At 63.1% G+C, this 21,300-nt stretch carries 18 protein-coding genes; 11 read left to right on the forward strand and 7 right to left on the reverse strand.

Going from position 1 to position 21,300, the window contains the following annotated elements; genetic code table 11:
- Positions 1 to 91 precede the first annotated feature (91 nt).
- Positions 92 to 592: a TIGR00645 family protein gene (locus L2I41_RS16435; protein ID WP_237154663.1), complete on the reverse strand. Its 501-nt coding sequence runs from the start codon at positions 590 to 592 to the stop codon at positions 92 to 94.
- A gap of 153 nt (positions 593 to 745) precedes the next feature.
- Between L2I41_RS16435 and tpiA the strand changes: the two genes are divergently transcribed.
- The 5 genes from tpiA to lexA all read left to right on the forward strand — a co-directional run bounded on the left by tpiA (position 746) and on the right by lexA (position 5,618).
- Positions 746 to 1,489, forward strand: a complete 744-nt coding sequence (gene tpiA / locus L2I41_RS16440) for a triose-phosphate isomerase (protein ID WP_237154664.1) — start codon at positions 746 to 748, stop codon at positions 1,487 to 1,489.
- 209 nt (positions 1,490 to 1,698) lie between these two features.
- On the forward strand, positions 1,699 to 3,021 hold the full coding sequence (locus tag L2I41_RS16445) for a dihydroorotase (RefSeq protein ID WP_237154665.1): 1,323 nt from the start codon (positions 1,699 to 1,701) through the stop codon (positions 3,019 to 3,021).
- Between the two features lie 9 nt (positions 3,022 to 3,030).
- Positions 3,031 to 3,513 carry a cyclic pyranopterin monophosphate synthase MoaC gene (gene moaC, locus L2I41_RS16450; RefSeq protein ID WP_237154666.1) on the forward strand — a complete coding sequence of 161 codons (483 nt, stop codon included), beginning with the start codon at positions 3,031 to 3,033 and terminating at the stop codon, positions 3,511 to 3,513.
- Positions 3,514 to 3,555: 42 nt separating this feature from the next.
- Positions 3,556 to 4,761, forward strand: coding sequence for a molybdopterin molybdotransferase MoeA (locus L2I41_RS16455; protein ID WP_237154667.1), 1,206 nt, complete (start codon positions 3,556 to 3,558; stop codon positions 4,759 to 4,761).
- A gap of 137 nt (positions 4,762 to 4,898) precedes the next feature.
- Positions 4,899 to 5,618, forward strand: coding sequence for a transcriptional repressor LexA (gene lexA, locus L2I41_RS16460; protein WP_237154668.1), 720 nt, complete (start codon positions 4,899 to 4,901; stop codon positions 5,616 to 5,618).
- A gap of 286 nt (positions 5,619 to 5,904) precedes the next feature.
- Here the strand turns inward: lexA and L2I41_RS16465 are convergent, their stop codons facing one another.
- The gene (locus L2I41_RS16465) at positions 5,905 to 7,440 is read right to left on the reverse strand and encodes an NAD(P)H-hydrate dehydratase (protein WP_237154669.1); all 1,536 of its coding nucleotides are present in this window, start codon (positions 7,438 to 7,440) and stop codon (positions 5,905 to 5,907) included.
- Between the two features lie 391 nt (positions 7,441 to 7,831).
- Between L2I41_RS16465 and L2I41_RS16470 the strand changes: the two genes are divergently transcribed.
- Together L2I41_RS16470 and glnA are read left to right on the forward strand one after the other, a co-directional pair.
- Positions 7,832 to 8,170 carry a P-II family nitrogen regulator gene (locus L2I41_RS16470; protein ID WP_026790983.1) on the forward strand — a complete coding sequence of 113 codons (339 nt, stop codon included), beginning with the start codon at positions 7,832 to 7,834 and terminating at the stop codon, positions 8,168 to 8,170.
- 204 nt (positions 8,171 to 8,374) lie between these two features.
- Positions 8,375 to 9,784: a type I glutamate--ammonia ligase gene (glnA, locus tag L2I41_RS16475; RefSeq protein ID WP_237154670.1), complete on the forward strand. Its 1,410-nt coding sequence runs from the start codon at positions 8,375 to 8,377 to the stop codon at positions 9,782 to 9,784.
- Between the two features lie 109 nt (positions 9,785 to 9,893).
- Here the strand turns inward: glnA and L2I41_RS16480 are convergent, their stop codons facing one another.
- From L2I41_RS16480 to L2I41_RS16490, 3 genes are all read right to left on the reverse strand, one after another.
- The gene (locus L2I41_RS16480) at positions 9,894 to 10,385 is read right to left on the reverse strand and encodes a hypothetical protein (RefSeq protein ID WP_237154671.1); all 492 of its coding nucleotides are present in this window, start codon (positions 10,383 to 10,385) and stop codon (positions 9,894 to 9,896) included.
- 92 nt (positions 10,386 to 10,477) lie between these two features.
- On the reverse strand, positions 10,478 to 11,728 hold the full coding sequence (locus tag L2I41_RS16485) for an Hsp70 family protein (protein WP_237154672.1): 1,251 nt from the start codon (positions 11,726 to 11,728) through the stop codon (positions 10,478 to 10,480).
- Between the two features lie 65 nt (positions 11,729 to 11,793).
- Positions 11,794 to 11,952: a hypothetical protein gene (locus L2I41_RS16490; protein WP_237154673.1), complete on the reverse strand. Its 159-nt coding sequence runs from the start codon at positions 11,950 to 11,952 to the stop codon at positions 11,794 to 11,796.
- A 302-nt stretch (positions 11,953 to 12,254) separates the two neighbouring features.
- Between L2I41_RS16490 and parE the strand changes: the two genes are divergently transcribed.
- Complete coding sequence (parE, locus tag L2I41_RS16495) at positions 12,255 to 14,288, forward strand: DNA topoisomerase IV subunit B (RefSeq protein ID WP_237154701.1); 2,034 nt, start codon at positions 12,255 to 12,257, stop codon at positions 14,286 to 14,288.
- Between the two features lie 101 nt (positions 14,289 to 14,389).
- Positions 14,390 to 15,283, forward strand: coding sequence for an SPFH domain-containing protein (locus tag L2I41_RS16500; protein ID WP_237154674.1), 894 nt, complete (start codon positions 14,390 to 14,392; stop codon positions 15,281 to 15,283).
- Between the two features lie 69 nt (positions 15,284 to 15,352).
- Here L2I41_RS16500 and L2I41_RS16505 read toward each other — a convergent pair whose 3' ends face one another.
- Positions 15,353 to 15,910 carry a cupin domain-containing protein gene (locus L2I41_RS16505; protein ID WP_237154675.1) on the reverse strand — a complete coding sequence of 186 codons (558 nt, stop codon included), beginning with the start codon at positions 15,908 to 15,910 and terminating at the stop codon, positions 15,353 to 15,355.
- A gap of 304 nt (positions 15,911 to 16,214) precedes the next feature.
- Here L2I41_RS16505 and L2I41_RS16510 point away from each other — a divergent pair, with 304 nt between their 5' ends.
- Entirely contained in the window at positions 16,215 to 17,723 is a 1,509-nt protein-coding gene (locus tag L2I41_RS16510; RefSeq protein ID WP_237154676.1) for a DEAD/DEAH box helicase, read from the forward strand.
- A 206-nt stretch (positions 17,724 to 17,929) separates the two neighbouring features.
- A complete protein-coding gene (locus L2I41_RS16515) occupies positions 17,930 to 18,997 on the forward strand; it encodes a GGDEF domain-containing protein (RefSeq protein ID WP_237154677.1) in 1,068 nt (355 codons plus the stop codon).
- Between the two features lie 8 nt (positions 18,998 to 19,005).
- Here the strand turns inward: L2I41_RS16515 and L2I41_RS16520 are convergent, their stop codons facing one another.
- On the reverse strand, positions 19,006 to 21,066 hold the full coding sequence (locus tag L2I41_RS16520) for a ComEC/Rec2 family competence protein (protein ID WP_237154678.1): 2,061 nt from the start codon (positions 21,064 to 21,066) through the stop codon (positions 19,006 to 19,008).
- Positions 21,067 to 21,300: the final 234 nt, after the last annotated feature.

Raw genomic sequence — 21,300 nt, forward strand, 5'->3', positions numbered from 1 at the left:
GCGAAACACTCGCGTCGGGCGCGCGGATCATAGGGATGCTGGCGCCGCCCCGCAAGCGCGGATAACTCAGAAAATCAACGCCGTCGCCGGCTCAATGCTTCAGCGCCGTCATGATCTTCTCGAGGAAGCCGAGAAGCAGGGCCGAGGCCACGAAAGTCAGGTGCATGATGGTCAACCACATGATCTGGCTGTCGGTGTAGCTGTCCACATTGAGAAACACCTGCAGCAGATGGATCGAGGAGATGGCGACGATGGATGAGGCCACCTTGATCTTCAGCGATCCGCTGTCGAGCTTGCCGAGCCAGGAGAGTTCGGCCTCATGTTCGTCGAAACGTCCTACAAAATTCTCGTAGGACGCAATCATCACCATCACCAGGAGGCTGGCGACCAATGCGGCGTCGATCAGGCCGAGCATGCCGAGGATCATCTGCGCTTCATCATAGTCGAGTACGTGGCTCATCACCTTGAAAAGCTTGGCGCAGAAGGAGACTGCATAGCCGGCCAGCGCCACGGCGAGACCGCCGAGGAAGACCACAAGGATCCATCGGCTGCCGAGGATGACGCTTTCCACCAGTCGTTCGAGTGCCTTCATAGTTGTTTGCCCCGTCTGGAAACGATCTCACAGCCGCATTAAACGGCACGTGACGAACTGCCAATCTCAAAAATGGGTGGTATTTCACCACTGGTCGATGTCACCTGATTTGGATATGACCCTGACATTCAACAAGACGCGAAGGAACATGCCATGTCCGTCAAGCCGCTGGTCGCTGGAAACTGGAAAATGAACGGCCTCAAGGCTTCGGTTGCCGAAGTCGAAACCATCGCCGCCGGCTTTGACGCCGCGCTGGCCGAAAAGGTCGCCATCGCAATCTGCCCGCCGGCCACGCTCGTGAGCGTACTGGCCGATCGCGCCCTGGTGCCCGTCGGCGGCCAGGACTGCCATGCAAACGTTTCCGGAGCCCATACCGGCGACATCTCGGCCGAAGGCCTCAAGGACGTCGGCGCCACCTACGTGATCGTCGGTCATTCCGAGCGCCGCACGGACCATGCCGAGACCGACGCTGTGGTCGCCGCCAAGACCAAGGCTGCCTGGCGCGCCGGCCTCATCGCCATCGTCTGCGTCGGCGAGACCAAGGACGAGCGCGTGTCGGGCAAGACCCTCGACGTGGTCGGCACGCAGCTCAAGGGCTCGCTGCCCGAGGGCACGACGGCCGCCAACACCGTGATCGCCTATGAGCCGGTCTGGGCCATCGGCACCGGCCTCACCCCCACCGCTGCGGACGTCAAGGAAGTGCACAACTTCATCCGCAAGGAAATCGTCGCCCGCTTTGGTGCCGACGCCAATGGCGTGCGCATCCTTTACGGCGGTTCGGTCAAGCCGTCGAATGCGGTTGAACTGATGGCGGTCGAGAATGTCAACGGCGCGCTGGTTGGCGGTGCCTCGCTGAAGGCCGCCGACTTCCTGGGCATCGTCGCCGCCTACAAATAATCCAGAGGCCGCGTGTCGGTCACTTGCACACCATGCGCCCTCTCCAGGCTGGAGAGGGCGTTTTTGTTGCTGTCATGCAGGGCAGCGGACGGATGTCGCCACCGCCAACAGCCTATTTCGTGATGGGCGCAGCCCAATGCCGGCTTGCAATCGCCGGCATTTGGCCCTAACCGGCTGACATCCCTCCCCGCAGCAAGCGAGGCCAGCCGATGACCACATTCGACCTCCTCCTCAAGAATGGCACCGTCGTCAATCAGGATGGCGTCGGTACGCGCGACGTCGGCATTCGCGACGGTCGGATTGCCGGGATCGGCGCGTTCCATGCCTCTCAGGCCGGTGAAGTGATCGACTGCAGCGGTCTCCACATTCTCCCGGGCGTCGTCGACAGCCAGGTACATTTCCGTGAGCCGGGCCTCACGCACAAGGAAGACCTGGAAAGCGGGTCGCGGGCGGCGGTGCTCGGCGGGGTTACGGCCGTCTTCGAGATGCCCAACACCAATCCGCTGACCACGTCGGCCGAACGTCTCGCCGAGAAGGTGGCCGCCGGAACCAACCGCATGCACTGCGACTTCGCCTTCTGGGTCGGCGGCACGCGCAACAATGTGGACGACATACCCGAACTCGAGCGTCTGCCGGGAGCGGCGGGCATCAAGGTATTCATGGGGTCGTCGACCGGCGACCTGCTGGTGGAGGATGACGCCGGGGTGGCCGCCATTCTGGGCAAGACGCGTCGGCGCGCCGCCTTCCATTCCGAGGACGAGTATCGCCTTAACGAGCGCAAGGATCTCCGGGTTGCCGGTGATCCAGCCTCCCATCCGGTCTGGCGCGACGAGATCGCTGCCCTGCAGTGCACCCAGCGTCTGGTGCGCATTGCCCGGGAGACCGGTGCCCGCATCCACGTGCTGCATATCTCCACCGCCGAAGAGATCGACTTCCTAAAGGATCACAAGGACATTGCCACCGCCGAGGTGACGCCGCACCATCTGACGCTGGCCGCCGACCAATACGCGACGCTGGGTACGCTGTTGCAGATGAACCCGCCGGTGCGCGATGCGCGGCATCGCGAGCATATCTGGTGGGGCGTCACGCAGGGTATCGCCGACGTGCTCGGCTCGGACCATGCTCCGCATACCCTCGAGGAAAAGGCCAAGGCCTATCCGCAGAGCCCGTCGGGCATGACCGGCGTACAGACGCTGGTGCCAACCATGCTCGACCATGTGAACGCCGGTCGTCTCTCCATCGAGCGCTTCGTCGACCTGACGTCGGCCGGCCCCGCCCGCATCTTCGGCATGGCCGGCAAGGGCCGCATTGCCGTCGGCTATGATGCGGACTTGACCATTGTCGATCTCAAGAGGCAGGAAATCATCCGCAACAGCTGGATTGCTTCCAAGGCCGGCTGGACGCCCTATGACGGGAAGACGGTGACAGGCTGGCCTGTCGGCACCATCCTGCGCGGCGCCCGGGTGATGTGGGACGGCGAACTGGTGACGCCCGCGACCGGGCAGCCCGTCCGGTTCCAGGAAGCGCTCTGAGGAGAGGCCATGACCGGCATTTTGACCCATCTCGACGACAAAGGCGCCGCCACCATGGTCGACGTGTCGGAGAAGTCCGACACCACGCGCACCGCCGTCGCCACCGGCCGCATCGTCATGCAGCGCGAGACGCTGAGCCTGATCGTCGACGGCAAGATGCCCAAGGGCGACGTGATCGCCACGGCGCGCATTGCCGGCATCATGGCCGCCAAGCGCACCCACGAGCTCATCCCGCTCTGCCATCCGCTGCCCGTCACCAAGGCGGCCGTGGAGATCGAAGCGGACGAGAGCCTGCCCGGCTTCATCGTCACCGCCACGGTGCGCTGCACCGGCAAGACCGGTGTGGAGATGGAAGCGCTGACTGCCGCATCGGTGACGTGCCTCACCATCTACGACATGGCCAAGGCGGCCGAAAAGGGCATGGTCATCCAGGAGATCCGCCTCCTTGAAAAGGAAGGTGGCAAGTCCGGCCACTGGGTCGCCGCCACCTGACACCTTGACGCTCCCGTCCCCTCCTGTTGATGCGAGGCCGTAATGTCGCTGCTGTCCGTTGATGAGGCTCAGGCGCGCCTGCTTTCGCAGGTCAAGCGCATGCCGGTGGAATGGGTTGGGTTGGCGGAAGCCGGCGGACGCGTGCTTGCCGAGGATCTGGTCGCCCTTCGTACCCAGCCACCGACCGACGTCTCGGCGATGGATGGCTATGCCGTGCGGGCAGCCGAAATGGGCCCGGGCGTGTCCTTCGAGGTTATCGGCGAGTCCGCCGCTGGCCACCCCTTTGCGGGAAAGGTCGGCCCAGGAGAGTGCGTGCGCATCTTCACGGGCGCTGCGATACCTTCCGGGGCCGACGCGGTGGTCATGCAGGAATATGCCGAAGTTTCGGAACACGGTGTGAGCTTCACACGCACCGAGCGATCCGGCACGCACATTCGAGCCGCTGGGCTCGATTTTGCAGAGGGGGTGACGGGCCTGACCTCGGGCACTCAACTGGGCATGGGACAGATCGGCCTCGCAGCGGCGATGAACCATGCCCGTCTGCCGGTTTCACGTCGCCCCAGAGTGGCGCTGCTCGCCACAGGCGACGAACTTGTTGCCCCCGGTCAGGCGGCAGATGCCAGCAAGATCGTCGCGTCCAACACCTATGCGGTTGCCGAACTGGTCAAGGAGGCCGGTGGCGAAGCGGTCGATCTCGGCATCGCCCCTGACGATCTCGACGTCATCCGCGCAACACTGCGCGCTGCTCTGGACAGCGGAGCCGATATCGTCGTGCTGACCGGCGGCGCCTCTGTTGGCGACCACGACTACACCCGCCCCGCCCTTCTCGCTGAGGGCGTTGACATCGCCTTCTGGAAGCTTGCCATGCGGCCTGGCAAACCGCTGATGTTCGGTCGCCATGGCGACACCCACGTGCTGGGTCTGCCGGGCAACCCTGTCTCCAGCATGGTCTGCGGTCTTCTGTTTCTCACGCCGCTCATTCGCGCCATGCTCGGCGCGACAGACGTATTGCCGTGCGTCGAAACCGCCCGTCTGGCGGAACCGTTGAAGGCAAATGACATCAGGCGAGAATATTTGCGGGCAATCCTCACCCCAGCGCCGGATGGCCTTGTCGCAACGCCGGTTGTCATGCAGGATTCCTCGTTGTTGTCGATGATCGCGCAAGCGAACGGGCTGATCATTCGTCCGGAGTACGCCCCGCCAGCACAACCGGGAGACCGGGTCTCCGTCATTCGGCTCGCCGGATAGGCGACAAATTTCGCTTCGGATGCAAGCGAATATTGCGGAACACACCCGGAACATGCTACCTGTGTTCGTGATTTGTACCGAATCATCTGGTTCGGGGATCTAGCGGTCCATCAGCGGCCGTCGGCGGGGACACGATCATGCTCACACGCAAGCAGCTTGAGCTGCTGATGTTCATCCATGAAAGGCTCAAGGAGTCGGGGGTGCCACCGTCCTTCGATGAGATGAAGGATGCGCTAGACCTCAAGTCGAAGTCCGGGATCCATCGGCTGATCACCGCGCTGGAGGAGCGCGGCTTCATCCGCCGTCTGCCCAACCGGGCGCGCGCCCTTGAGGTCATCAAGCTGCCGGACTCGATGCAGCCGAGCATCGGCCGGGTACGCAAGGGCTTTGCGCCGAGCGTGATCGAGGGCGATGCCGGCAAGCCGCGCCCCGCGGCGGCGCCAAGCGTCGAGCCTGTTGCGCACGAGAACCGTGACACTGTGCCCGTGCCCGTTATGGGCCGCATTGCGGCGGGCGTGCCGATCGCGGCGATCCAGAACCAGTCGCATATCCTGCATGTGCCGATCGATCTGGTCTCCGGCGGGGAGCATTTCGCTCTGGAAGTGCGCGGCGATTCGATGATCGAGGCTGGCATTCTCGACGGCGATACGGTGGTGATCAAGCGCTCCGACTCGGCCGACTCTGGCGACATCATCGTCGCACTGGTTGATGACGAGGAAGCAACGCTGAAGCGCCTGCGCAAGAAGGGCGCCTCCATTGCACTGGAAGCGGCCAATCCCGCCTATGAGACGCGCATCTTCGGACCGGATCGCGTGCGGATCCAGGGGCGTCTCGTCGCCTTGATGCGGCGCTACTGATCGGCAGCGCCCTATTTCTTGATTGATCCGGTGTCCGGAGCCTTTGAGATGGCGCCCGGCCCCGGTTTCAGTGCCATCCCCATTCGGCTGAGCGCCCGGACGGGGGTGTCCACCGATCGGAATTGGGCAGCCTGATCGACGATTGCGTGCCGGACGGAGGCGTTCCAGCCGATCAGGCTCCGTGCGATCGAGCTGTGACGGCCGCCGATTGATTGCGTGCGGGCCGTTTGCCGACAATCTGCACCGCCCAGTGGAGCTGGCTTGGGCTCTGACCTTCAGGGCCGCCTCAGTCATCGATATCGGGCGGCGGGGGAGCACCTTCCGCCATGACCTGTCGGACCGCGCCGGCGATTTCGTCGGCGAGACTGCCCGGGCCGGCGATCTGCCCGGCACGACCGTGGATCCAGGCGCCAAGACAGGCCGCCTCGAAACCTGGCAGGCCACTCGCCAGCAGTCCCCCAATGATGCCGGCGAGCACATCGCCCGAGCCGGCCACAGCCAGCGTCGGGGGAGCATTCTCATTGATGGCTGCGCGACCATCCGGTGCGGCGATCACGGTGTCCGGGCCCTTGAGCAAGACGATGGCGCCACTCATCCTGGCGGCCTCGCGCGCTCGGAACAGCTTGTTGCCCTTGATATCGGGAAACAGCCGGGCGAACTCGCCTTCATGCGGCGTTAGCACGGTTACCGCAGAGCGCGATTTGAAGTTCTGGAAGGCGCTTGCTGGATCCGATGCCTTCAAGGTGATGCCGTCGGCGTCCAGGACTATAGCGGCGTCGGAGTTGAGGGCCAGATCGACGGCGTCGCCTGCCTTCCTTTCGAGACCAAGACCAGGCCCGACCACGATGGCCCGCAGCCTGCGATCGGATGTCAGACGCGCGAAATCCTCCGCCGTCGCAAAGGGTTTGACCACCAACGCCGCGCGTCCCGCGGCAATCACCGGCGCAGCGTCCGGTGGCGCGGCTACAGTGACGATCCCCGCACCGACCCGCAGCGCCGCCTCCGCCACAAGCCGGGCTGCGCCACAGCCATAGAGCGGGCCACTGGCGACCAAAGCCGCGCCGCGGCTGAACTTGTGGCTATCGACGGCAGGTTGGGGCCAGTCATCTCGCCACAAGTCGGGGCCATTGGCGGAGACCTTGGGCGCAATCTTGTCGATCACGGCAGGGGAGATGCCGATGTCGGCCAGAACCACGCGACCACAATGAATGCGCCCCGGGAGCAGCAGATGGCCAGGCTTGCGGCGAAAGAAGGTGATGGTGGTGTCGGCATTGACCGCAACGCCTCGCACCGCGCCACTGGCCCCGTCGATGCCGGAGGGCAAATCGACGGCGAAGACGCGCGCACCGCGATCGCGGGCAGCGTTCATGGCGGCAACAAGCAAGGCGTCCGCTCCATTGAGGTCGCGCGACAGACCTGCCCCATATAGCGCGTCAACAATAACCCTGGCCTTGGCGAACAGCCCTTCCGATGCCGGCTCGGTGTCGCCCCGCCAGGCAAGCGCAGCGCGCCGGGCATCTCCCTTCAGCGTTGCAATGCCGCCCTCTGCTTCGCCCACGAAGCCCAGGCGGACGACGAAGCCGCGCTCCTTCAGCACTTGCGCCACGACGAAGCCGTCGCCGCCGTTGTTGCCGCGCCCGCACAACACCGCGGCTCGCGTACCCTGAGAAAACTGGCGACAGATCTCATCGGCGACGGCGTAGCCGGCGCGCTCCATCAGGGTGAAGCCATCCGTACCATCGGCGATTGCCAACCGATCGGCTTCGGCCATCTCTTCAGGCGACAGCAAGGCCGCCCTTCCGATGTGATCCTTCGTCTGCATATCACGCATTCCCGTTCGGCCATTTGCCAGCTTGAGCCGTGGCCATGTGGACTGATGGCGACAATAGCGCAGCCCCTCCCAAAGGATAGGAGCGAATTAGCCCGGTTAGGACTTGCCGTGACGGGCCTTCCCTTTCATTGTGAAATGGCGAGCAAAGCCCTCGCCCCGATCCTGAGTAATTGTTGGACATTTGCCTATTTTTTATGCCAATCACACCAGCATTTGCGGCGCAGTCGGCGTATCAGAGTGAGATCTTCGCCTCATTTTTCGCCAATTTCCGGCAGGCGACGGATCTGGCACGTGCCATGCTACAGGGCTGCCGTCCCGGTCGGCGGGCAATGGAAGAGCAGCCTCTCCCCGGCGCTGCCACGCAAACGGAGACAGGGAAGCGATGAAAAAGATTGAAGCAATCATAAAGCCGTTCAAGTTGGACGAGGTAAAGGAAGCGCTCCAGGAGGTCGGGCTTCAGGGGATCACTGTCACCGAGGCCAAGGGCTTTGGCCGGCAGAAGGGACATACCGAACTCTACCGCGGCGCCGAGTATGTGGTGGATTTCCTGCCCAAGGTGAAGATCGAGGTCGTCATGACCGACGACATGGTTGCCAAGGCCGTGGACGCGATCCGCAATGCGGCGCAGACCGGGCGCATCGGCGACGGAAAGATCTTTGTTTCACCGGTGGAAGACGCAATTCGCATTCGCACTGGAGAGTCGGGCAACGACGCGATATGAGTTGGCGGTCGTTCGGTGTCCTCGCGGGCGCCGGGCCAACATAATCCGCGTGTCCGAACATTACATCGCAAAGACACGTATGCACGGCCTGTTTCGGCATGCCGTGTTTTCGTGCGATCGTATGGGTTCACTGGGGAAGGGAGTCTCGGCTCTCTTCGGACGGCGCCGGCAAGACGAAGCGAATAAAAGCTGAAAGGAAGGCACATGACCACTGCGGCCGATGTATTGAAAATGATCAAGGACAACGACGTCAAATTTGTTGACCTGCGTTTCACCGACCCGCGCGGCAAGATGCAGCATGTCACGTTTGACATCGGTCTGGTCGACGAAGAGATGTTCGCCGACGGCACAGCCTTTGACGGCTCCTCCATTGCCGGCTGGAAGGCGATCAACGAATCCGACATGACGCTCGTCCTCGACCCGGACACCGCTCATATCGACCCCTTCTTCGCGCAGACCACGCTGGTGATCTTCTGCGACATCGTCGATCCGGTTTCGGGCCAGTCCTATAACCGCGACCCGCGCTCGATCGCCAAGAAGGCCGAAGCCTATGTCGCTTCTCTCGGCATCGGCGACAAGGTGTTCTTCGGGCCGGAAGCCGAGTTCTTCGTGTTCGACGACGTGCGCTTCGCCTCCGAGCCCTACAACACCGGTTTCAAGCTCGACATGGTCGAACTGCCGACCAACGGCGACACCGAATACGAGACCGGCAACCTCGGTCACCGCGTGCGCAAGAAGGGTGGCTATTTCCCGGTTCCGCCGGTGGACAGCCTGCAGGACATGCGTTCGGAGATGCTCTCGGTCATGGCCGAGATGGGAGTCACCGTCGAGAAGCATCACCACGAAGTCGCCTCGGCCCAGCATGAACTCGGCATGAAGTTCAACACGCTGACCCGCATGGCCGACCAGATGCAGATCTACAAGTATGTGATCCATCAGGTTGCCAACGCCTATGGCAAGACCGCCACCTTCATGCCGAAGCCGGTGTTCGGCGACAACGGCTCGGGCATGCACGTGCACCAGTCGATCTGGAAGGACGGCAAGCCGATCTTCGCCGGCAACCAGTACAACGACCTTTCGGAAACCTGCCTCTACTACATCGGCGGTATCCTGAAGCACGCCAAGGCCATCAACGCCTTCTCCAACCCGTCGACCAACAGCTACAAGCGTCTGGTCCCGGGCTATGAAGCGCCGGTGCTGCTGGCCTATTCGGCCCGCAACCGTTCGGCCTCCTGCCGTATCCCCTACACCACGAACCCCAAGGCCAAGCGTGTCGAGACCCGTTTCCCGGATCCGGCCGCCAACCCCTATCTGTGCTTCGTGGCGCTCTTGATGGCCGGCCTCGACGGCGTCAAGAACAAGATCCATCCGGGCGCGGCCATGGACAAGAACCTCTACGACCTGCCGGCCGAAGAGCTGAAGGCCATCCCGACCGTCTGCGGTTCGCTGCGTGAAGCGCTGGCCGCCCTCGATGCCGACCGCGACTTCCTGAAGGCCGGCGGCGTCATGGACGACGATTTCATCAACAGCTGGATCGAGCTGAAGATGGAAGAGAACATGCGCTACGAGATGACGCCGCATCCGATCGAGTTCGACATGTACTATTCGGTCTGATGGAACACGGGGGGCGGACGTAACAACCCGCCCCTGCTCCTCAATGCACAAAGGCCGCGTCGGCATCCCGGCGCGGCCTTTGTCATATGTCGCTATTGACCAAGAGCCCTCAGCTGTAGCAGGCGTCCATCACCTTCTGGATGGCGGGGCCAGAGCCCTTCAGCGAGAAGGTCACCGGCGGCAGGAGATTGTTCTTGTCGGTGATGGTCAGCTTGTCGCCGGTCATCAGCAGCTTGACAACGTCGCTCTTGCGCTGAGGATTGGCGGTCATGGCGCCATCCATGGCTTCGTAGGACAAGTCGATCGGCGCGCTCATGCCCTTTGACGAAAAGATGAAGTTGCCGACATATTCGGGCTTGTCCGAAGGCGGATAGTCCTTGACCTCAGGCGGCAGGTAGCGCACGGCCACCTTGCCCTCGCCACCGCAGGCGACGAAGAAGGCGATCTGCTGGTTCTTGGGATCGCAGATGGTCGCTTCCATCACGGTGCCTTCCTCTTCCTCGGCAAGCCCCGCGTGCCAGGCCTTGGAACAGTCGGCAGCAAACGCGCCGTGGCAGCCGAGAGCGGCAATGGCGAATGCGGCAAGTCCGATGATTCTCATCCCAGTCCTCCAATGCAACTGATGCTGAAACAGTCGTAGGGATAGAGATCACAACGGTCAAATTTGTGGCAAGAACAAAGGACTGAGATCCGTCAGTGTCCGTATCTGCGACCAGCTTCCACCGTGAGCCCGGTCCCGACGGAGCCAAAGACATTTCCGTCCACAACGCGGGCATCGGGAACGGCGGCAAGGATCGCCTGCCGCACATGGCTGAGCCGCGTCGAACCACCCGTCATGAACACGGCATCGACGTCGGATGCCGATACGCCGGCCTGGGCCAGACAGCCATCGACGCGGGCGCCGATCTTGACCGCGAGGTCGTCGGTATGGCGAACGAGCGCGTCGTGATCGATGCGCGTCGACAGGCCCTTTTCGACGAAGCCAAGATCCATCACCACTTCGCCTTCCTCGGCCGTGGTGATCTTGGCCCCTTCCACGGCGATGGCGAGACTGTGGCCCCGCTCATCATCGACAACATGCGCCAGGCGACGGATCAGCTCAGGCTGGGCCGCATCGCGCTCAACTTCGTAGAGCTCGCGGTGCACCTTGGGTTCATAGAGGCGGTTGATGGCCGACCAGGTGGCGAGGTTGTGAAAATAGGTCGAGGGAACATCGAGACCGTTGGCACGCATCTTGGTGCGGAAGCCGAGGAGCGGCATGACCGTGCCAAGGCTCAGCGTTCGATCGAAGTCGGTGCCGCCGATGTGCACGCCGTCGTTTGCCAGCACATCCGCCGCCCGTTCCGGACGCTTGGCGCGCTCCGGGCCAAGGCGGACGAGGGAGAAGTCCGAGGTGCCGCCGCCGATGTCGGCGATCAGTGCCAGCTCCTCGCGGTCGAGCTGCTGCTCGTAGTCAAGCGCCGCGGCGATGGGCTCATACTGGAAGGAGATGTCCTTGAAGCCGATCGCCTCGGCAATCTCGCGCAGGGTGGTTTCGGCCTCGCGGTCGGCCTTCTCGTTGCCATCGACGAAGAACACCGGGCGGCCGTGGACGACGTGGTCGATGGGAGCTCCAATGGCGGCCTCGCCGCGCGCCTTGACCTCCGTGAGGTAGCGGCGGATGACGTCGCGGAACTTGACGCGGGAGCGACCAACCAGGGTGGTCTCGTCGATCAACGACGAGCCCAGCACCGACTTCAGCGCTCGCATCAGGCGGCCGTGTTCGCCCCCGACATAGGCAGCGATGGCGGCGCGGCCAACTTCGATGGTGCCATTCTGGCGGTAGAAGATGGCACTTGGCAGCGTATCCGAAGCGCCTTCCAGGCAGGCGAGCTCCGCCCTGCCCGCGCGGCTGACGCCGAGCGTGGTGTTGGACGTGCCGAAATCGAGGCCGCAGGCTGCCATGGAACCAGTCTCCAGATGAGGGGCGGACTGGTTACAGGTGCGCGGCGCAAAATTCCAGTGGGAATTTACAGAAGAAGCAGAAAGGCCGCCGCGAACATCAGCGCCAGCAGGACCGCAGGCATGCCGGCAAGACCGGCGGACAGCGGCGGTTCGGCCGCGAGCGCGGTGAGATGGCGCCGCGCTCCTTCCAGGCGATGCGCTGATTCAAGCGACTGCAAATGCACGGACGCAATCTCCGTACGGATCGTGCTTTGATACTGGCTTTGACGCATGACAGGACCGCCGTGTTACTGGTCGCACCATGCACTGCGCAGAGTTAACAGCCGCTCAACGACGACAAGGCATCTGACCCTCCGAATATGTGAACACAAATAGAACAGGCATGGAAAGCTGCGGAAAGCCGTGGCAAACTCCAGTCCAAGCGAATCGACGGATTGCCAAGGAATGGCCGGGGCGCTAGCCCTCTGCGCACGGATATCAGACAGCGAAGAACGGACGCATGGAGAAGGAAGACCTCTTCGGATCGATGCCTGCCGCCAAGGCCGGGCCGGACGTGCTATCGCCTGCGCGGGCGTCAAAGGCGGCTGCGCCCAAGGCCAAGCCTGAAGCGGCGGCGGCTCGCCCCACGACACTGGGCGAAGGCGAATACAACGCTTCATCGATCGAGGTGCTCGAGGGGCTCGAACCCGTGCGCCGGCGTCCGGGCATGTATATCGGCGGCACCGACGACAAGGCTCTGCATCACCTCTTCGCCGAAGTCATCGACAACTCGATGGACGAAGCTGTGGCCGGCCATGCCTCGTGGATCGAGGTCCGGCTCGACGCCGAAGGTTTCCTGGCGGTCACCGATAATGGCCGCGGCATTCCTGTGGACCCGCACCCGAAGTTCCCCGACAAGTCGGCGCTGGAAGTGATCATGTGCACGCTGCATGCCGGCGGCAAGTTCGACAGCAAGGCCTACGAGACCTCTGGCGGCCTGCATGGTGTCGGCGTGTCGGTGGTCAACGCCCTGTCGGAATGGCTGGACGTGGAGGTGGCCAAGGGACGCCAGCTTTATCGCCAGAGCTTCTCGCGCGGTGTGCCGCAGGGCGGCCTCGAGCGTCTCGGAGAAACCATGAACCGGCGCGGCACAAAGGTGCGCTTCAAGCCGGATCCGCAGATCTTCGGCGCTGAAGCGCGCTTTGAGCCGGCGCGCCTGTTCAAGATGGCCCGCTCCAAGGCCTATCTCTTCGGCGGCATCGAGATCCGCTGGTCTTGCGACCCTGCCCTGGTCGAAGGCCAGAAGACGCCGGCGGAAGCCGTGTTCAAGTTTCCCGGCGGCCTAAAGGACTTTCTTGGCGAGGCGCTCGAGGGCGAGAAGCGCGTGGCCGACGAGGTCTTCGCCGGCCGGGTCGGCAACGGCGGGCACGGGACCGTTGAATGGGCCGTCGCCTGGTTTGCCGGTGACGGTTTCGTCAACTCCTATTGCAACACCATTCCGACGCCGGATGGCGGCACCCACGAACAAGGCCTGCGCCTGGCACTCACCCGCTCCATCAAGGCCTATGGCGAGATGGCCGGCAACAAGCGCGTCGCGCAAATCATGCCGGAAGACGTGATGACGTCAGCCGGCGCCATGCTGTCGGTGTTTGTGCGCGAACCGGAGTTCGTCGGTCAGACCAAGGACAAGCTGGCCACGGCCGAAGCCTCCCGCATTGTGGAAAACGCTGTCAAGGATGAGTTCGATCACTGGCTGACCGGCTCGCCACAGCAGGCAGGACGGCTGATCGAATGGATCGTCGAGCGTGCCGACGAACGCATGCGCCGGCGCCAGGAGAAGGACGTGCTGCGCAAGACGGCCGTGCGCAAGCTGCGCCTGCCGGGCAAGCTGGCGGACTGCTCGCAGAATGCGGCGCAGGGGTCGGAGCTGTTCATCGTCGAAGGTGACTCGGCCGGTGGCTCTGCCAAGCAGGCCCGCGATCGCGCCAGCCAGGCTGTGCTGCCGCTGCGGGGCAAGATCCTGAATGTGGCCAGCGCCGGTCGCGACAAGCTCGCGGCCAATCAGCAACTCGCCGATCTGCTGCAGGCACTCGGTTGCGGCACGCGTTCGTCCTATCGCGAGGACGACCTGCGCTATGACAAGATCATCGTGATGACCGACGCCGACGTGGACGGCGCCCATATCGCCTCACTGCTGATCACCTTCTTCTACCGCGAGATGCCGCAGATGATCCGGCACGGCCACCTGTTCCTGGCTGTGCCTCCGCTCTACCGCATCACCCATGGCGGCAAGACGATCTATGCGCGGGACGACGCCCATCGCGAGGAGTTGCTCCGGACGCAGTTCAAGAACAAGAAGCCGGAGATCGGTCGGTTCAAGGGCCTCGGCGAGATGATGCCGAACCAGCTCAAGGAAACCACCATGGATCCGAAGTCCCGTACGCTGTTGCGCGTGGTGCTCGTGGAGGACGAGAGCACCCTTACCGCCGACACCGTCGAGCGACTGATGGGCAACAAGCCTGAGGGGCGCTTCCAGTTCATTCAGGAGAATGCCGAGTTTGCGGAGGACCTGGACATCTGATGAAACTGCCAAAGACCGGAAAGTCGGGACGCGTGCCGCCGGATGAACCGGGTGGCACCGTCGTTTCCTTTTACCCCATTGCTTCCAAAGGATTTTCCATCATGCGCTTTCTGAAGTTCATCCCTGTGGCCATTCTCGGCCTGATCGTTCTCAGCGCCTTTTCCGGTTCCTGGTACACCATCAACGAGACCGAGCGCGGCGTGATCCTGCGCAATGGCGCCTTCATCGGCACCGCCGAACCCGGCCTGCACTTCAAGCTGCCCTTCTTCGACAATGTCGTGCTGATCGACGTGACGCAGCGCACGCTGCACTGGGAAGGGGACTCCCGCCTCAGCGCCTATAGCCAGGACCAGCAGCCGGGCGATCTGGTGGTGTCGGTGATCTATCACGTGCCGCCGGTCGATGCGGAGAAGGTCTACAAGCAGTTCACCGGAGTTGATGGCCTCGAGAACCGGCTGATTGCCCGCAATGTGCCGCAGGACCTCAAGTCGGTGTTCGGCCGCTACACCGCGGCGTCGGTGATCCAGAACCGCGGCAAGTTCGCTGCAGACGTCGAGGAAGCGGTCAAGACCGGCATCAACGGCCCCGTGGTGATCGATCAGGTCAATATCGAGGACATCACCTTCTCCGACGCCTATGAGAACTCGGTCGAGCAGCGCATGCTCGCCGAGATCGAGGTGACCAAGCTGCGCCAGAATGCCGAACGCGAGAAGGTGCAGGCGGAAATCACCGTCACGCAGGCCAAGGCGCAGGCCGACAGCCAGGTGGCTACTGCGACTGCCGCGGCGCAGGCGACCGAGATCCAGGCCAAGGCGGATGCGGAACGAATCCGGCTGCGGGGTGAAGCGGAAGCGGCTGCCATCAAGGCTCGTGTCGAGGCCCTCGGCTCGAACCCGGATGCGATCATCCGGCTGACCGGCGCCGAAAAATGGAATGGTCAGCTGCCGAACACCTTCGTGCCCGGCTCGGCGACGCCGTTCGTGGACGTGAAGTAAACGCCGGTCGTTCAGGGATCGGACCTGACTGGCGGCGACTTGGTGGGCCGCCAGTGTCCAGATTGACGATCAGAGCGGCAAAAGATCAAGGTTGCCAAGCACTTCGGCAGCAGCAAGCGACGTCGCCGTTGCAACACCGGCCCCAACCGACACCTTCACCACGCCGCGCATGCGATCACGCAGCTTGAGAGCAAACTGCAGCGAAGACGGGAAGACACGCCGGCAGAAGGCGAGTTTGCGCACGTAGGTGTCGATCTCCCAGACGGCCCAGGTTCCGGCAGCGAAATAGGCCACATCGCCTGCGACAAGCGTCCGCTTGGTACCGTCTTCGGCAGTGACATGCACCTGGCCTTCGAGGATGAACACCGTTTCTTCCCACCCGAAGTGCCAGCGGAAACGGCCCGCCGTGCAATCCCACATGGTGGTGCTTGCTGCATCGTCGACGCTGCGCGAATGCAGCGCGGCGCGTGCCTTGGGTGTGCCGCTCAGGATCCAGTCGGGGTCGATGGGGGCATCGAAGAACTCGAACTCTTCCAAAGCGGCTGCCACGAAGATCGGCGTCTCGACCGGCGCATCACTGGCCGACGGGGAGGAGGAGGCAAGCAAGGGGTTGGAAGCGATCGCCATCAAGGACTCCGGCACACAAGGATCTTGTAGTCTGTCGCGCAGTCTAGGGTATAAATGCTCACCGGCAGGTTTACGTCCTGCAGTGGAATTTGAATCAAGCTACGCAAATATTGGCCTGAGGCATTCAAGGCGCTTTCAGTAACAATATTTCGCGGAATTCTGCAGGATTCGGTTGACAATGCGCTGATTCGACATATGGTCTCGGACCAGTTGCGCATTCTCATACGCGACAAGACCTGAAGGAAAATCAGCAAGCTCACCGAGCCGCTGATCTCCCTCCCAAATCCTAGAGATCGCACTCCTAATGAATTTTACCGATCTTGGACTGAGCGCCAACGTGTTGGCTGCTGTTGAGGCGGCCGGCTATACCACGCCGACCCCCATCCAGGCCCAGGCCATACCCCATGCCGTCGCAGGTCGAGACGTGATCGGCATCGCCCAGACGGGCACCGGCAAGACTGCCTCCTTCGTGCTCCCCATGCTGACGCGCCTCGAAAGCGGGCGCGCCCGCGCGCGCATGCCGCGCACCCTCATTCTCGAACCCACGCGCGAACTCGCCGCGCAGGTGGAAGAGAATTTCGTCAAGTATGGCGTGAATCACAAGCTGAACATCTCCCTGCTCATAGGCGGCGTCTCCTTCGACGAGCAGGATCGCAAGCTCGATCGCGGCGCTGACGTGCTGATTGCTACGCCGGGTCGCCTGCTCGACCATTTCGAGCGCGGCAAGCTTCTGCTCAACGGCGTCGACATCCTTGTGATCGACGAAGCCGACCGCATGCTGGACATGGGCTTCATCCCCGACATCGAGCGCATCTGCAAGCTGATCACCAAGGGTCACCAGACCCTGTTCTTCTCGGCGACCATGCCGCCGGAGATCCAGAAGCTCACCGAGAGCTTCCTGATCGATCCAGTCAAGATCGAAGTGGCCAAGCCGGCCACCACGGCCAAGACCGTTGCCCAGCGCCTCGTCGTCTCGGGTTCCGAGGATTACGAGAAGCGCGATACGCTGCGCCGCATGATCCGTGACGCCGAGGACCTCAAGAACGCCATCGTCTTCTGCAATCGCAAGAAGGACGTGTCGGTGGTGTTCCGGAGCCTCGAGAAGCACGGCTTCAACGTCGGCGCCCTGCATGGCGACATGGACCAGCGCTCCCGCATGGCGACGCTGGAAGCGTTCAAGAAGGGGACTCTGACCCTGTTGATCGCCTCGGACGTGGCCGCGCGCGGTCTCGACATTCCCGACGTCAGCCATGTCTACAATTATGACGTCCCCATTCACGCCGAAGACTATGTGCACCGTATCGGTCGCACCGGTCGCGCCGGTCGCTCTGGCACCTCGGTTACCATCGTGACGCAGGACGATCAGAAGCATCTCAGTGCCATCGAGAAGCTGATCGGCGAGGATATCGTCTGGATCGGTGAGCCGATCGCGTTCGATCCGTCCGCCCGCAAGCGTCCGCGCCGCGGCAAGGCCGACGAGCGCACTGCTCGTCCCGAGGGCGAGCGCAAGCCGGCCCGTACGCGCGGCGAAAGCCGTGACGGTCGTCAGCGTTCTGCTCCCAGAGCCGTTGAAGAAGATGTGGTCGAGGCAGCGCCGGTCGAACGTCGCGCACCCGTGAGCAAGGATGTGGCGCGCGCCGAACGCCCTGCCCCGGTGCGCCGTGAAGAGCGCCAGCAGCCGGTTCGCCCCGGTGACCGGATGCGTCCGCGCGACCGTCGGGAGACCGATGACGGCCCGGTGGTGATCGGCATGGGCGAGCACGTCCCGGCCTTCCTTCTTCGCCCGGTCCGGATCGCCAAGCAGGCGTCCTGACAGCTAATCTGATCCGAGCGTGTCTGGTCGCACGGGAAGAGGCAACAAGGCCTTTTTCCGTGCGACTTTTTTGTAACCCCTCAAATTACCAACAATTGCAAAGCGTTAGTCGCAATTCTTGGCATTTTTTTGCGTACCCTTAACTCCGTCTTCACCGGTGCTCGATAATTTACCTCTGTGAAACAGAATGTTTCGGGCGGGCCGGTATGTCGCAGCGTGAGGATTTTCAGCGAACGATTGGGTATGGCGAGGCTGCACTTGGGCAGCTGCGTCGCAACGAAACGCCTGCGTATCCACGCAACTACGAGCTTTGGTACACGTATTGTGCCGGCTTCAATCACGCGCTCAACAAGGCGGTGAACGAGATCCTCAGGTCGCGCGGCGTGATCGACCCCGACGAGGTCCAGAACATCTACAACCGTTTCCTGGCTCCCTCCCGTCTTGGTGACAGGATCGAGGAAGTCGGTGGCCGGATTTCCGGCGAGATCGAGGAAGTCGTCGAGAGCGTCGAGCGGACGCTGAACGCCAATGCGACCTATTGCGACTCGCTGTCGGGCGCTTCGACGCAACTGTCCGACACGACGGATGCCCAACGCGTCCAGTCTATCATTCAGCACCTGATCACCTCGACCCGGGCGACGGAGTCGGTGAACCGGCAGCTGGAGTCGCAGCTTTCCGAAAGCCGCAAGCAGATCGCCGAATTGAAGGACAGTCTCGATGCCATTCGCTTCGAGAGTCTGACCGACGAGTTGACCACGCTTGCGAACCGCAAGCACTTCGACCAGTCGATCGAAAGGTTCGTTGCGCAGTCGAACGAGATCAAGTCACCGTTCACGCTGCTGATCACCGACATCGATCACTTCAAGAACTTCAACGACACCTACGGACACCAGACGGGCGACCAGGTGTTGCGCCTTGTCGGTCTGGCCGTGAAGCAGAGTGTCAAGGGGCACGACGTGGCCTGCCGCTATGGCGGCGAGGAATTTGCCATCATCCTCCCCAACAGCACGCTGGAGAGCGCCGCGGCCCTGGCCGAGCAGATTCGCGTGGCGGTCATGTCCAAGGAACTGGTCAAGCGTTCGACCGGAGAGAACCTCGGGTTCATCACCATCTCGATCGGCGTGTCGACCTTCAAGCCCGGCGACAGCGTCACGTCCATCGTCGAACGTGCCGACAGCGCGCTTTATCTCGCCAAGCGGTCCGGCCGCAATCGCGTCTGCACCGAGCGCGATCTTGCGCCTCCGGCCACGTCGCCCAAGGGCAAGGTGGCCTGATCAGGCAGTCAGGGCAACCGGTAGGGGGGCTCCTTCGCGTACCAGATGCGCGGGGGATCACCGAGGACGCGGGCGCTTTCCCGGTAGCGGAATGGCCCCGTGCCGCCCCAGAAGGCCGCGTCCACATCGAAAAATTGCGCTCCCGATCGATCAAGCTCCGCCCGCGACAGGACGACGCTGCCCTTGCACCAGGCGGGTGCGTCGAGTGCACTGACGATCAGCTTGGCCCGTCCGCATTCATCACTAAAAGCCGGATAAGCGAACACAACCGCAGCGAGGCTGTTGCCGGTCGAGCCAGCCAGCACACAAGCCTCACTGTCGCAGGCCACACCTCCCCGGACTGAAGGATCCTTGTAGGGAACACCGCTTCCCGTGGATGACAGCCAGAGTGTCGAGGCAAATCGCTCACCCTTGCCAACAAGATGCAGGGTTCCCTGGGGATCTCGAAGCATCAGCAGCCGTCCGTCCCCCGAGACAATCCCGCCCGGAGCGGGCGCCAATACTGCCGTGATGACGCCGACCAGCATGAGAGCGACACCGGCCCAACGCTTGCGTCCCGTCCACAGGCAGAGCCACAGACCGCCGAAGGAGACCAGGGCGATGCCAACAGCCGAGGGGCGCCCGACATAGCCGCCGGACGGCGTCCATTCGGCAGCGATCCGCGCCACCGCAATCATCATGTCGATGCCGTACCCCATGGCCTGCAACGGCCAGTGTTCGAGACCAAGGGGCATTGCAAGAGCCACCAGCAGGGCCATGGGCATGATCAGGAAGCCGACCACCGGGGCAACAGTGAGGTTCGCCAACACGGACAATGGGGCAAGACGTCCGAAATGATAGAGCGCGATGGGCGTGGTTGCCAAGCCGGCGATGAAGGAGGTCGCCATGGCGGCAATCGTCCAGTGCCAGGCATGGTGCAGGAGCCGTATGAACCAGTTGATGTCCCCAGCGTCGCGGACGTCAGGTTCCTTCGCCGCGCGCGCTTCGTTGGCCGCCAGAAGAGCTACGACGGCCGCAAAGGACATCTGTGCGCCCGGATCCATGACGGCTTGCGGCGACAGGATCAACGTCAGGAGAGCCGCCACCGCGATCACGCGCATGGAAAGGGCCTGACGGTCGGCGACCACAGCCAGAAGGGCGACGACCACCATGATGGTGGAACGCTCCGACGGCACGTCCATACCGGAGATGACGAAATAGGCCACCGTGGTGAGCAGGGCCGCCACTGCGGCGATCTTCTTGGTAGGCAGCGTGAGGGCGAGCGGCGGAACCAGAGCCATAAGGAGACGCAGCCCGCCAAAGACCGCCGCCGCAACGAGGCTCATGTGCAAACCGGAGATCGACAGGATATGCGACAGGCCTGCCGCCCGCATGGCGTCCTGGGTGTCCTTGCCGATGCCGCCACGATCCCCGACGATCAGAGCCGCGGCAATGCCTCCAGCGTCCCCTTGGAGACCAGACCTTATGCGCTGCGATACCTGCAGGCGGAGTGTCTCTACAGGTCGCCAGAGGCGCGCCCACGCCGACGCCTGAGGTGGATCTGGCCAGGGCTCCGGTGCGCCGTAGGAAAAGCCGGTGGCGCCGATCTGCTGGAACCAGGCTGTTCGGGCGAAATCGTAGCCGCCCGGCAACTGCGGCGGCGAGGGAGGCATCAGGCGGGCATGGAACAGCAAGCCGTCGCCTGGCTCCGGCAGCACCTTTGCGCCGCGTACGGTCATGCGAATATGCAGGGGCATGCCCACCTTGGGCGCCGGTTCCATCTGCCGGGGCTGGACGAGAAGCCGGAGGCCGCTCCGATCGCGGTCCTCAACGGCCTCCACGATGGCCCAGAGCTTCACACTGCGCTCAGTGTCATAGACGGGCGCGGCGACCCAATGGGTGACCAGATCGGCCTGCGCAAAGCCGAATGCGCCGAAAGCCACGAGCGCCAGGGCAAATCGCCAGCTGCCGTTTGTACAGATCAGCCAAGCTCCCAGAGCCAGAGCCAACCCAGCGAAGGCGATGGCCGAGGCAAGAGGGGGGTCGTCGAGTAACGAGAAATAGGCAGCAGCCCCAGCTCCAAGCGCCACGGGCCACCACAAAAAGCCGCGCCCGCGGTCGAGATCGCGGACAAATCCGGCGTGCAAATCAATCGCCGCCTGACGCAATCGCCCTGCCAACTGCAGGCGAACGATTGGAAGCGGCGCCCACTTCACGGCCGGACCACCCGGGCAATCATCTTATCGTCACCTTTGCCGTCCATGCACAGGGTGTCAGAGGCTCGAAGGCATCTCCCTCGAAAGGCCGTGAATTTCCGCTGACAA

Origin of the sequence: Oryzibacter oryziterrae (assembly GCF_021864535.1) — a bacterium.
In the GTDB taxonomy this organism is placed as follows: domain Bacteria; phylum Pseudomonadota; class Alphaproteobacteria; order Rhizobiales; family Pleomorphomonadaceae; genus Pleomorphomonas; species Pleomorphomonas oryziterrae.